Origin of the sequence: Citricoccus sp. GCM10030269, from assembly GCF_042665635.1 — a bacterium.
Taxonomy (GTDB): domain Bacteria; phylum Actinomycetota; class Actinomycetes; order Actinomycetales; family Micrococcaceae; genus Citricoccus.
Genome location: NZ_JBHTCV010000001.1, coordinates 315,614 through 329,063 on the forward strand (window position 1 = coordinate 315,614; position 13,450 = coordinate 329,063).

Sequence of the window (13,450 nt, forward strand, 5' to 3'; positions counted from 1 at the left end):
CATGTGTTGTGCTCCTAGTCCTGGTTACTGGCGTCGTAGTGCGCTGCCGGCTAATACCGCTTTGGCCGTGTTACCCAGGATCCTCAAGTCGCCTGTGAAAGAACGGCTGTGAACGTATTCGACATAGGCAGCAGTCTTTCGGGGAAGAATCGAGTTGACGTAGTGCGATTCCGGGTCCGGTGCCAGGGCCAGCTCGTCACCTTCATTCCGGAATTCAATGGAAGCCGGGTCAGTAATGCCTGGCCTCACCGAGAGGATCACTGACACGGCCGGATCCGTCCATTGGGCAACGTACTCGGGAACTTCGGGTCGCGGTCCCACGAGAGACATCCGGCCACGAAGGACGTCGTAGAACTGGGGGATCTCGTCCAACTTGGTACGACGGAGTACGGCACCAACGCGTGTGACTCGAGGGTCCCCCGTTCCGGAAACCGCTAGCCCATCGTGGTCCGTCCGCATGGTCCGAAACTTGTGGATCCTGAATGGTCGTCCATGAAGTCCAACGCGCTCCTGTGTGAACATGACTGGTCCAGGGGAGGATGCCTTGATGGCGACGGCTACAACAGCCATGACGGGGCTGGAAACGACCAGTGCCCCGGCAGACACCACGGTGTCGAAGACCCTTTTGATCACGGGGCCAGCACCCTCTGAGTAGCCCTGATCACCTTGTCCACGTCTTCTGTCGTCATAGAGGAGAAGATCGGGAGGCTGACCGCTCGTTCGAACTCCCGCGATGCAACGGGGAAATCTGCCGCGGCCAAACCACAGGCATCCTTCCAGTACGGATGCAAGTGGAGCGGGATGAAATGAACGGAGGTACCAACGCCCTCTTCGCTCATCCTCTCGATGAATTGATCACGGTGATGACCAGCGCGCTTTGGGTCTACCCTCACGATGAACAGGTGCCACGCGTGACCGTCTGGGTCGTCCGGCACCGACGGCAGGTCTACCGGGAGATCCATGAAAGCGTCGATATACCGCATGGCGATGTCGCGTCGCTTGTCCCGCATTTCCACGGCGCGACCGAGTTGCACCCGCCCCATCGCGGCAGCGGGGTCCGGCAAGTTGTACTTGAATCCAGGTGCTACAACGTCATAGTGCCAGGACGGAACAGTGGACTGGTAGCGATTGAAGACGTCTCGGCTAATCCCATGCAGACGCATGGTGCGCATACGCTGGGCAAGCTCCTGGGACTTGACCATCACCATTCCGCCCTCGCCCGTGGTGATGGTCTTGGTCGCGTAGAAGCTGAACACGACGGCGTCCGAGGTGGAGTTGCCGACCAGTTTCCCGGCTGACGTCACCGGAAAAGCGTGGGCCGCATCCTCGATGACGCGAAGCCTGTGACGTGACGCGAACTCGGCCAGAAGGTCAGCGTTCACGGGCACTCCTGCCATGTGAACCGGCATGATCGCCCGAGTCCGTTCAGTGACCCTACGTTCCGCGTCATCGAAGTCGATGTTCAGCGTGTGCTCGTCAACATCCACCATGACTGGATCAGCCCCTACGTAGCGCACCACTTCGGCCGTTGAGGTAAAGGTCCACGTGGGCAAGAGAACTTCGTCTCCTGGTCCAATGCCCAAAGCTTCCACTGCGAGGTGAAGTCCAGCAGTCGCAGAGTTGACCGCCACGCAGGTGAGGTCGCCGCCACCGAGAAAATCGGCCATCTCCTTCTCGAAAGCGGCGGCATTCGGTCCTGTGGTCAACCATCCCGAACGGACGGTTTCCGCAACCGCATGGACCTCAGCGTCGGTGATATCGGGCCGAGCGAAGGGCAAGAAGGCGTCCTGCGCCGCGGATTCAGTCATCGTCATCGGTCCTTCCAGACACAGGGCGTTCTAGGTTCTTCACGTATCGATTCATCCGACGGTCCTCCGGAGTGGAATAGGCATCGTGGAGTTCCCACCCCAGCCGTTGGTAGAAGGCATTGACGGCGTCGTTCCCATCCGCGTCAGTGGTCAACATGGCTGCCTGGGCCCCTTGTTGGCTAGCCTGCTCGGTCCATCCACGAAGCAGCACGCCTCCCACGCCTTGTCCTTGGGACTCTGGGTCGACGCAGATGGAACTCAGCAATGCTGCGCCCGGAAGGTCGGGTGGAACCTCCCCACGGTAGGCCACCGCACGCAGAAGTCTGGGCGCACGGGCAGGTTCTCGAAGGGCGATCGAGGCACTGCGAGCGACGAATCCGAAGAGCCGTCGTTTGAGTAGCCGCCTAAAGAAGCCGGGGGGTTCAGTCGTTCCCACTGCGGCGCCTTTGACCTTACCCCCAGCGTCCACGACGACAGCCGTCACGGCAGAAGGATCGTCCAAGAAACCCCGGTAGAACTCGCGCAGAAAACCCTCTCCGAGTTCGGAAAGGAAGAACCTGGGAAAGGACCGCCGGTGTAGGGCCGCCACGGTGTCGATATGGGATCGCTGAAGTGGCACAGTCTGAAGGGCATTCCCCTGGGGCCGCTGTGCAAGAGGTCGACCTGCCACAAGCCCCAACAGTTGCTCGGCTTTGTCCGTGGTTTTCTCAACGCTGAATTGGTCCTCATAAGTCCGCCGCGCGGTGGCGCCCATGGCAGCGAGTCCAGCGCGTCCCAATGAGACCAGTTGCTGAAGCCCTCGGGCGATGTCGGCAGGATCGTTTTGGTCGACTGCCAAACCCGCTCCCGCAGATTGGACGACATCGACGACGTCTCCACTGGCGGCCACCAGCGTGGCAGTCCCGGACGCGAGGATCGCTTGGGTTTTGCTGGGCATGGTCAGAGGCGTCAACGGATCATCTACCAAGCTGATATAGGCAATGTCAGCGCTGGCCATAAGATTGGACATCCGTTCTTGGGGTACACGACCAATGAACCGAACAGCTGGGGCATCTGCGGCTAGATCCCGAAGACGCTCTTCGTCATTGCCTCCACCAGCCATGATGCACACTATTTTTTCTGGATCGAGCGAGCGGCTTGCCACCATGAGTGTTTCGAGACCTTGTGCCGCACCCATCGCGCCCGCGTAGAGCAAGACGACTTGATCCTCCCCGACATTCAACTCATCTCTTATCGAGCGACCGAACGGATGAAAGACGTCCTCATTGGCTGGTTTGGGGATGTAGTGGGTTTTCGCGGACGGCACACCTCGCTCGGCCAAGATCCTGCCGACACTGGGGGCGATGTGGACCACAGCGTCTGACGCGCGGTACATGGACCCGACCCACGCGTCCAGCACTGGTCCGGTGACGCGACCAGCGGCGCTTCCGGCTGTGAAGCCCGACACCATGACCGTGTCAGGCCAAAGGTCCGCGACCTCACTGATGAGAGGAGTGCCGCGGAGGTATCGCTGCAGGAACATCGGCAAAGCCACGGTGATGGGTGAATAGTTGACCCACACGGCGTCGGCCCCACGCAGGGAATCGAGTCCCAACGCCGCAGCGCTGGCCCCGAACGATCCGTAGTTCAGGAGCCTCTTCGCGAGAGAACCGTCGTGGCTCGGGAATAGGTAGGTTCGCGTGACGTTGACACCATCCAGTGTCTCTCGCATGCGAGGTTTGAGCTTGTATCCGTCTACTATACGCCCGTCGGGATAGTTCGGAAAACCCGTGACCACATTGACATTGTGGCCGCGTTTAACAAGCTCGCGGGCAAGTACACCGGGGAGCGCAGCCGGGCCTGGTTCAGGGTCGTACCACTGAGTGATCATGCCGATTTTCATGGCGTGACAATGCCCCCGTTACGGATACTCTTCGTGCGGCAAGATCGGCTCGTCTGACAGGGTTCAGGCGACATCGTGGGTTTCAGACGTCCTTGAGAGCTTCCCACAACGCTTCAACCAGACATCCATATTGATATCAGCTGGCGCCAATGCCTGGACGTGCGCGTGAGAAATTTTCGGGTGGAAAGGCCGTTCGTCACCCTCTCCCAATCCGACAAGTTCCTCGTGGAGCTTCTCACCCTCGCGAAGACCGGTGAAGGTAATTTCCACATCCTTACCGGACATCTCGATCATTCGCTGGGCGATATCTAGAATCTTGACTGGCTCGCCCATGTCGAGGATGAGCACCTCAGCAGGAGCACCGATGGCTCCGGCCTGAACCACCAGCTGACATGCTTCAGGGATGGTCATGAAGTAACGGGTAACATCCGGGTGGGTAACCGTTACCGGCCCCCCTTTTTCGATCAGCGACCGGAAGGTCGGCAACATTGACCCACGGCTACCGATCACGTTGCCGAACCGTACCGACAGATAAGGTCGGCCGGTTTCCTGCGCCATCCACGCGGTCAACTTTTCCGCGACCCGTTTTGAGTGCCCCAGAACACTCGTGGGGTTCGCAGCCTTGTCGGTGCTGATATTGATAAAGTTCTCGACTCCGGCATTCCGCGCAGCGTTCAGAACATTGAGCGTCCCTAGGACGTTGGTCTTCCACGCTTCCTCGGGATATTGCTCCAACATGGGGAGATGCTTGAGTGCCGCGGCATGGTAGACGACCTCAGGCTTGCGCTCTTGGAATATTCTCTCGAGCGCCTCCGGCTCACGAATATCGGCCAGGACCACGTCCCGAGTATGCAGCAGTCCGTGGCCGACGACTCCGAGCTGTGCCATCTGCAGGCCGGTCTCATCCCGGTCCACCATCATGAGTTCAGCTGGCGCCCACTTGGAAATCTGACGGCACAGTTCTGACCCGATGGATCCGCCTGCCCCAGTGACCAAAACACGCTTGCCAGCGATGTAGTCGGCGATGGATTCGACCTCCGTATCCACGGGATTGCGCCCGATGAGATCTTCAATGGAGATGTCCCGCAGGTCTGAAAGTCGGGTTCGTCCCTCCATGATCTGTTCCAGCAGCGGCAGCACTCGGACGTGCAGCCCGGCGTCACTGGCGGCGTCAGAGATCTCCCGAACCAAGACGGAGTCCGCTCGGCCAATGGCGAGGACCAGCTCTTTGGCACCAGTTTTCGCCGCCACCTTCTGAAGATCGTCGAAGCCTCCCATGACCTTGACCCCGCGAATCTCGAGGTTGGACAGCTGGGGATCATCGTCCAGAAGGGCGACTGGCCGGTACTCTGACTCCGCATCAGTCTGCATTCGGCGGATAACCGTTTCCCCGAGGTATCCAGCACCATAGACGATGGTGGGAATGGCCCGGGATCCTGGCTTACGGCGCCTCTCCAAAGCGAGTCGGACAATGTATCGAGCGCCCAACATACAAATCAGAGCCATCGGCGTGGCCAAGAGGGCCGTACTACGAGGCGTGCTGAAAGCAGTACCCATGACCAGCATCACGATGGTCGTCACTAGTCCGACAACGACGACGATGTATGTCAGAGTCCTGACCTCTTCGAAGGTTCCGAAAACGTGACGTCCTCGATAGATGCCGATCAGTAGCCCCAACACGGCTTGCAGCACACCTGCAACCAGCGCGAAGACAGCAAGCCAGCTCCACGCCATCTGCGCAATGTCGAACTCGTAGCGCAACCACGCGGCCAGGGGGATAACAGCTAGCCAACTCACCACGTCCACGGTGAGGAACGCCAATCTGGCGACGCGCGTTCGAGTCTTCCGGTTCACAAGACCTCTCCCATGCGAGTTGGCCGGGGACTCTCGTCCCCGGATATATCGTGCTCCGCCATCGTCGCCTCAGACCGGTGACAGAGTGACAAATAGAGACTACGTCACGGCGAGCAGATCAATGCTATCCCGATTGTGAAATACCCATCGCGCATCTCAACAGCTATTTCCGCCATGAAGCAGACTCGATTCTTAACAGAAGGTTAACTACCGTCTTCGAATTAACCGGCAAAGGTGTTCTACTCCACCGTCACCGACTTCGCCAGATTCCGCGGTTGGTCCACGTCAAACCCCTTAGCGGTAGCCAGCTCGCAAGCGAAGATCTGCAGGGGCACGGTGGTCAGCAATGGCATGAGCATCGGTTGGGTCTCTGGAACGTAGAACACCTGCTCGGCATACTCCCGAACGGTCTCGTCACCGGCCTCCGCCACCACGATCGTCTTAGCACCCCGGGCGCGGACCTCTTGGATATTGGAGACGACCTTGGCGTGGAGAGAATGCCGGTCCAGCGGGGACGGCACCACCACGAACACCGGCTGACCTTCGTCGATCAGCGCGATCGGGCCGTGCTTGAGCTCTCCGGCGGCAAATCCCTCGGCGTGAATGTAGGCCAGTTCTTTGAGCTTGAGAGCGCCTTCGAGTGCTACGGGGTAACCCACGTTGCGCCCCAGGAAGAGCACGGAGGAAGCCTTGGCCATGGACTGGGCCAGTTCCTTGATGCTGTCCGCGTTGTCCAGGATCTGCTGCACCTTGGCCGGGATCTCGGCAAGGTCGGCAAGAATGTCCTTGATCTGCTGGCTGTACAGGTTCTTGTTCAGCTGGGCCAAATACAGACCGAGCAGGTACGCCGCAGTGATCTGGGCAAGGAAGGCCTTGGTGGACGCCACGGCGATCTCCGGGCCGGCGTGGGTATACAGCACCGCGTCAGACTCGCGCGGGATCGTGGAGCCATTGGTATTGCAGATGGACACCGTCCGGGCGCCCTGCTCCTTGGCGTAGCGCACCGCCATCAGCGTGTCCATGGTTTCCCCGGATTGCGAGATGGACACCACGAGCGTGCTGGGATCGATGATCGGATCGCGATAGCGGAACTCATGCGAAAGCTCCACTTCCACTGGAATCCGGCACCAGTGCTCAATCGCGTACTTCGCGACCATGCCGGCGTAGGAGGACGTGCCACACGCCAGCACAATGATCTTGCGGATCGATTTGAGCTCTTCCTCACTGATGCGCAGTTCGTCCAGAATGAGGTTGCCTTGAGCGTCGCTGCGCCCCAACAGGGTGTCACCCACGGCGTGGGGCTGGTCGTTGATCTCCTTCTCCATGAAGGTGGCGTAGCCACCCTTCTCCGCCGCGGAGGCGTCCCAATCGACGCTGAACTCCTTGCCCTGGGCCGGTTTGCCGTAGAAGTCAGTGATTTCCACCGTGTTTGCGGTGATGGTGACCACTTGGTCCTGAGCGAGTTCGATCGCTCGGCGCGTGAAGTCGATGAAGCCGGAGACATCCGAACCGAGGAAGTTCTCCCCCTCCCCCAGACCAACCACCAACGGTGAGTTGCGGCGTGAGGCGACCACGCGGTCCGGGTGATCAGCGTGGACGGCCAGCAGCGTGAAGGCACCTTCCAGTCGCTGACTGGCCAGCTGCATGGAGCGGGTCAGGTCCTGTCCGCCCTTGTGACGGTAGATGTGACCCAACAGGGCTGCAGCCACTTCGGTGTCGGTCTGCGAACGGAAGGTGATCCCGTCCGCCGACAGTTCCTTCTTCAGTTCGGCGAAGTTCTCGATGATGCCGTTGTGGATGACAGAGAGCTGATCACCGTCCGCCAAGTGCGGGTGTGCGTTGAGATCCGTGGGCCCGCCGTGAGTGGCCCACCGGGTGTGCCCGATGCCCACCGTCGCCACCGGCACAGGGCGTTCTTCCAGCTCCGCCGTGAGATTGGCCAGCTTGCCGGCCTTCTTGCGATGTTCCACCGCGCCGCCTGAAACAACAGCGATGCCCGCCGAGTCGTAACCGCGGTACTCCAGGCGCTTCAGGCCTTCCATGAGCACGTCCAGCGACGAATGCTTGTCCAGCTGAGAGGGCAGGCCGATATAACCAACGATTCCACACATGAGGACTAGGTTATCCCGCATAATCCAGGAGTCCGTGCACGCGCGCCAGAACCCGGATCTTCACAGAGAGCCACGTGCCGCCATACCGTGGCCCGCATGAAGGCACTCACATGGCAAGGCAAGCGAAACGTCAGCGTCGAGGACGTTCCGGATCCGATCATCCAGGAGCCGACGGACGCGATCATCAGGATCACCTCCACCGCCATCTGCGGCTCGGATCTGCACCTCTACGAAGTCCTCGGTCCGTTCATGGACAAGGACGACGTCATTGGTCACGAGCCCATGGGCATCGTCGAGGAGGTCGGCTCCGCGGTGACCAACCTCTCCCCCGGAGACCGGGTGGTGATCCCCTTCAACATCGCGTGCGGTCACTGCTGGATGTGTGAGCACGGGCTGCAGTCTCAGTGCGAGACGACCCAGGTGACCGAGCAGGGCTCCGGCGCGGCGCTGTTCGGCTACTCCCGTCTCTACGGTTCGGTCCCCGGCGGGCAGGCTGAGTACCTGCGCGTTCCCCACGCCGACTATGGCCCCATCAAGGTTCCCCACACCGGCGAGGATGAGCAGTGGCTCTACCTTTCGGACATCCTGCCCACCGCGTGGCAGGGTGTGAAGTACGCCCAGGTTCCCGAGGGCGGCACGCTGGCCGTGCTGGGACTCGGCCCGGTCGGGCAGTTCGCCGCCCGCATTGGCGTGCACCTGGGGTACCGCGTGCTGGCCGTGGACCCGGTGCCCGAGCGCCGGACCATGGCCGAGCGCTACGGCGTCGAGGTCCTCGAACAGGACAAGGACGTCGTCGAACGCCTGCGCCTGGCCACCGACGGCCGCGGGCCCGACTCGGTGGTGGACGCCGTCGGGATGGAGGCCCACGGTTCCCCGGGGGCCGGCTTCGCGCACCAGGCCGTGAGCATGCTGCCGGACGCCATCGGCCGGATGGCCATGAAGACCGCCGGCCTGGACCGTCTGCACGCCCTGCAGACCGCGATCAAGACCGTCCGGCGCGGCGGGACGATCTCCCTGTCCGGGGTTTACGGTGGCACCGCCGATCCCCTGCCGATGCTCACCCTGTTCGACAAGCAGATCTCCCTGACCATGGGCCAGTGCAACGTGAAGCGCTGGATCGACGACATCATGCCCTTGGTCGATGATCCCTCCGATCCGCTCGGCACCCTGGACCTGGCCACCCACCAGGTGCCCCTGGACCGGGCGCCGGAGATGTATGACACCTTTCAGAAGAAGCAGGACGGCTGCATCAAGGTGGTCCTCAAGCCCGGAAGCCCGAGCTGATGCGCGTCGTGGTGCTCGGGGCCACCGGCAACGTCGGCACCGCGCTGTTGCACCGCCTGCAGCGGGCGCGGACCGCCGGTGAGGTGGACTCGATCGTCGGGGTCTCACGGCGCGGCCCCGAGCGCCCGGGCGCTCCCTTCGAGGACGTGGAGTGGCACCGGATCGACGTCCGGGATCCCGACGCCGGCCCCCGGCTCGCGCAGGTCATGCGCGGCGCGGATGCCGTGGTGGACCTGGTCTGGGTGATCCGCCCGAACCGGGTTCGCGGCTTCCTGCGCTCCATCAACGTGGAGGGCAATCGCACCGTGTTCCAAGCCGTGGCCCAGTCCGGTGTCCCGCACCTGGTCTACGCCTCGTCGATCGGCGCCTACGGCCAAGGTTCCAAGACCCACCTCGTCGATGAGTCCCACCCCACCACCGGGACGCCGACCTCCCACTACGGGGCGCAGAAGGCCGAGGTGGAGGGTCTGCTGAATGACTTCGAGCGGGAGAACCCGGGGGTGCTCGTCACGCGGTTGCGGCCGGGGCTGATCTTCGGCGCGAGGCCGGCACCTGAGATCAAGGACTACTTCATCGGAGATCTCATCCCCGCCCGGTTGCTGACCTGGCTGCTGGCCGTGGGGCGGCTGCCGGTGCTGCCCTTCCCGGCCGGCATCCGGTTCCAGGCGGTCTCCTCCCCGGATATGGCCGAGGCGTACTGGCAAGTGGTGCGGCAGCGGGCGCCAGGGGCCTTCAACGTGGCCGCGGATCCGGTGTTGGACGCCCAGACCATGGGCCAGCTGCTCGGCGCACGGCGCTACCTGGAGTTGCCGGTGCAGGTGTTCAAGGCCTTGGCAGCCGCCACCTACGCCGCACGCCTGCAGCCCACCGACCCCGGCTGGGTGGACATGGCCGCCGTCGTGCCGATCATGTCCACCGCCAAGATCCGAGAGACCGTGGGCTGGAAGGAGACGCTCACCTCGCAGCAGGCGGTGCGGGAACTGCTCGACCACTTCTCCGGAGCCGAGGGCTTGGGCAACTTCAAACATCGCTCGAGTTCGCCGTTGGAGTAGGGGCGCCGCTTACGACGGCCTCTCGTCCGGCGTCGAAGGACCAGCGAGCAAGGACATGACAGGAGCGGCGGGGTATGTGCCCGCCGCTCCTGCTCGTTGTGCCGGTTAGCTACGCCGGTTCATGCGCTGCATGAGCACCATGCCGCCGCCGATCACCAGCAACACCATGGCACCGCCGATCAACCAGAGCTGATCCGAACCGGTGCGGGCCAGCCGATCCGAGTACCTGGGACCGTCCGTGTCGTCGTCCCAATTCCCGTCGAGGACCGTGTCGCTCCCCGGACCGCCCGGACCCCACGGACCGTCTGCGGGATCGTCCGTCGTGCCACCGCCATTCGGGTCATCGGCCGACCCGGCAGCCTGCACCTCGAGTGGCGCGACCGCACGAACGCCACCGGACACGGCTTCCACGTCGTAGTCGCCGGGTTCGATGCCTTCGGGCACCGTGATCATGGTGGCGAAGGCACCGTCCTCGTCCGTCGTCGCCGTCGTCGCGGTCCCCGGAACCGGGTCGCCGGCCGGATCCAGCAACTGCACCTCGACATCCTCGTTCGGCGGGTAGCCGGAACCCGTCAAGGTCACATCATCACCAGGCTCCACGGACCCCGGTGACACCGACAACTCCGCCGGCCCAACCTCATCGGCCGCCTCAACGTCAAGCGGCGCGGTCTCACGGGTATCGCCCGACACGGCTTCCACGTCGTAGTCGCCGGGTTCGATGCCTTCGGGCACCGTGATCATGGTCGTGAAGTCACCGTCATCATCCGCCGTCACCGTGGTGGCGGTGCCCGCAACCGGGTCGCCCTCGGGATCCAGCAGCTGCACCTCGACATCCTCGTTCGGCGGGTAGCCGGAACCCTCCACGGTCACGTCATCCCCTGGAGCCACAGATCCCGGCGTCACCGACAGCTCAGGTGCCGTGGCACCATCCTCTGCTTCGACATCGAGCGGCGCGGTCTCACGAACCTCACCGGACACGGCCTCAACGTCATAGCGGCCCGACTCGGTGCCTTCCGGGACGGTGATCGTGGTGGTGAAGTCACCGTTCTCGTCCGTCGTCGCCGTCGTCGCGGTCCCCGCAACCGGGTTGCCCTCGGGATCCAGCAGCTGAACCTCGACATCCTCGTTCGGCGGGTAGCCGGAACCCTCCACGGTCACATCATCACCAGGCTCCACGGACCCCGGTGACACCGACAACTCCGCCGGCCCAACCTCATCGGCCGCCTCGACCTCCAAGGGCGCCGTCTCACGGACCTCCCCGGACACGCCCTCCACCTCGAAGTCACCGGACTCGGTCCCCTCCGGGACCGTGATGATCGTGGTGAAGTCACCGTCATCATCCGTGGTCACCGTCGTCGCAGTCCCCGGAACCGGGTCGCCGGCCGGATCCAGCAGCTGGACCTGGACCTCCGCGTTCGACGGGTACCCGGAGCCGCCCACGGCTACCTCATCGCCGGGCGTTACCGTGGCAGGATCCACGGTCAGTTCGGCCGGTCCCACCTCGTCGGCCGCCTCCACCTCTAGCGGGGCCACATCCCGGAATTCCCCGGACACGCCCTCCACCTCGAAGTCACCGGACTCGGTCCCCTCCGGGACCGTGATGGTCGTGGTGAAGTCACCGTTCTCATCCGTGGTCACCGTCGTCGCGGTCCCCGGAACCGGGTCGCCGGCCGGGTCCAGCAACTGGACCTCGACCTCCGCGTTCGGCGGGTAGCCAGAGCCGCCCACCGTCACGTCATCGTCCGGGGCCACCGTTCCCGGCGTCACCGTGAGCTCGGGGGCGATCTCGGCCACGCGGACCGTCGATGAGGCGAGGTTGAGGTCCACCGCTTGCGCGTCAGGCAGCAACTCCAGGCTGACGGCGTTCACGGTCGTGGACTCGGCACCCAGTAAGCCGGGCTCCGGTTGCTCGTTGATCGTGATGTCCACGATCTCGTCGAGCACCTCGGTCAGGACAGGGTCAACGGTCTCGAGCACAGGATCGACCAGTCCGATCACGGCGCCGGAAACGTCCTCGACGCCGGCCGTCAGGATCGGCTCCAGCCCCTCCGCCAGCGGGGCCAGGAGAGCATCATCCAGGAAATCGGCGATGGGGTCCAAGACGGTGTCGAGGGGAACCCCGAGCAGGTCGATGTCCAGGCTGATGTCCGGGCTGCCCTCGGCGGTTCCCGCCAGTTGGCCAAGGGTCCCGTTGACCAGGACCTGGCCGTCAGCAGCAGGAATCAGTCCGCCGACCAGAGACAATTCCAGTGGAATGGCCACCGTGACGTCGGCGGCATTGAGCACGTCGGTCACGGCGTCGTTGACTCGCTCGTCCACGGTCCCCAGTGCTTCCGCCAGCGCGTCCGTGATCAGGCCAAGGGTCTCCGCGGTCAGGAGCTGGGTGTTCGGTGCCAGACCGTTGAGGCCGCCGTCCGTGCCACCGGCCAGTTGGGCCACATCGACCTCGATCGTCCCGTCCGTGAGATCCACGGAGACCAGCCCGTTCGCATCCTCCAGGGGCTCGGCCAGCACCGTGGCCGACGCCTCCTGGAGTGCCTCATCCAGCCCGTCGATGCTCGCCGTGCCACCGGAGAGCTCCAGGTCGGCAAGGCCGGCAGCGTCGAGTTCCGTTTCGAGCCCTGCCACCGTGCCGCCGATGAGTCCGTCGGACGCCACCAGGTCGTCCGCGATGGTGCCGGAGTCGGTGATGGCGGTCTCGAGATCGCCAGACAGGGCACCGACCACAGGGCTGTCGATAACCAGGTTGCCGTCCATCACCAGGTAATCCGTCGCGGCGTCTGCCGGTGCGGTCTGGGAGGCTGTCGACGCCACGGCGCCCAGCTCAAGGCTGATCTCCTGGACCACGTCATCCGTCAGGCCGGTGACCTCTAGCTGATCCAGCAGGTCGGTCAGGTTGACGGTGGTGTTGGCCGCCGGGCCAGCGGCCTCCGCGGCGTCCACGCTCAGGGAACCGTCTTCCCCCACGACGCCGGCGCTGGCCGTGGACGAGTACGCCGACGGCGAGGTGGCAAAGGAGTTGAGCAGGCCGAGGTCACCGATCTCCAGCAGCCCCGGGCTTCCCTCCGTTCCCAGCACCGGAAGTTGCACGGTGCCCAGGTCCAGTGCGAGCGTCTCCAGAACCGAAGCGTCGATCGCGCCCGTGTCCGGCCCCGGGGCGCTCGGGTTTCCGCTAGCGGCCTCGCCGAGAGCGACCAATTCGGTCTCGAGCAGCGTTGAGTCGATGATGCGGGCCAGCGCCTCGGAATCGTCAGTCGGGGCAGCCTGTGCCCCGCCCAGCGGTGCCGCGATCATCGCCATCGTCATGGTCCCTGCGGCAAGGGCCCCGAGCCTGTGCCTCCTGGATCGGTCGTGCTGGTGCGCCATTACGTCCCCCACTCTCAAAGGTGCCAATGATGACGGCCCTCGTCTTCGGCAGGACCCAGCACCTCCGACGTGCTGAGCATCCGTCCCCCCAAG

The 13,450-nt window shown here is 63.6% G+C and carries 8 protein-coding genes; 2 read left to right on the forward strand and 6 right to left on the reverse strand.

The genetic code is table 11. From position 1 onward, the window contains the following. Positions 1–24: 24 nt before the first annotated feature. From ACFQQD_RS01530 to glmS, 5 genes are all read right to left on the reverse strand, one after another. The gene (locus tag ACFQQD_RS01530; protein WP_378085484.1) at positions 25–633 is read right to left on the reverse strand and encodes a sugar transferase; all 609 of its coding nucleotides are present in this window, start codon (positions 631–633) and stop codon (positions 25–27) included. After that, positions 630–1,814 (reverse strand): DegT/DnrJ/EryC1/StrS family aminotransferase, encoded by a 1,185-nt coding sequence (locus ACFQQD_RS01535; protein ID WP_378085486.1) that lies wholly within the window; start codon positions 1,812–1,814, stop codon positions 630–632. Before ACFQQD_RS01535 ends, ACFQQD_RS01530 begins: the two co-directional genes overlap by 4 nt. Then, positions 1,801–3,690: a GNAT family N-acetyltransferase gene (locus ACFQQD_RS01540; protein WP_378085488.1), complete on the reverse strand. Its 1,890-nt coding sequence runs from the start codon at positions 3,688–3,690 to the stop codon at positions 1,801–1,803. Before ACFQQD_RS01540 ends, ACFQQD_RS01535 begins: the two co-directional genes overlap by 14 nt. Positions 3,691–3,753: 63 nt before the next feature. Further along, complete coding sequence (locus tag ACFQQD_RS01545) at positions 3,754–5,544, reverse strand: polysaccharide biosynthesis protein (RefSeq protein WP_378085490.1); 1,791 nt, start codon at positions 5,542–5,544, stop codon at positions 3,754–3,756. Positions 5,545–5,783: 239 nt separating this feature from the next. Then, positions 5,784–7,655: a glutamine--fructose-6-phosphate transaminase (isomerizing) gene (glmS, locus tag ACFQQD_RS01550; protein ID WP_378085492.1), complete on the reverse strand. Its 1,872-nt coding sequence runs from the start codon at positions 7,653–7,655 to the stop codon at positions 5,784–5,786. Positions 7,656–7,751: 96 nt separating this feature from the next. Between glmS and ACFQQD_RS01555 the strand changes: the two genes are divergently transcribed. Together ACFQQD_RS01555 and ACFQQD_RS01560 are read left to right on the forward strand one after the other, a co-directional pair. Beyond that, positions 7,752–8,939 (forward strand): zinc-dependent alcohol dehydrogenase, encoded by a 1,188-nt coding sequence (locus ACFQQD_RS01555; RefSeq protein ID WP_378085494.1) that lies wholly within the window; start codon positions 7,752–7,754, stop codon positions 8,937–8,939. Further along, on the forward strand, positions 8,939–9,991 hold the full coding sequence (locus ACFQQD_RS01560) for an NAD-dependent epimerase/dehydratase family protein (protein WP_378085496.1): 1,053 nt from the start codon (positions 8,939–8,941) through the stop codon (positions 9,989–9,991). Before ACFQQD_RS01555 ends, ACFQQD_RS01560 begins: the two co-directional genes overlap by 1 nt. Positions 9,992–10,096: 105 nt before the next feature. On the opposite strand, the gene ACFQQD_RS01565 is transcribed toward ACFQQD_RS01560, so the two are convergent. After that, complete coding sequence (locus ACFQQD_RS01565) at positions 10,097–13,297, reverse strand: choice-of-anchor G family protein (RefSeq protein ID WP_378085498.1); 3,201 nt, start codon at positions 13,295–13,297, stop codon at positions 10,097–10,099. Positions 13,298–13,450 lie beyond the last annotated feature (153 nt).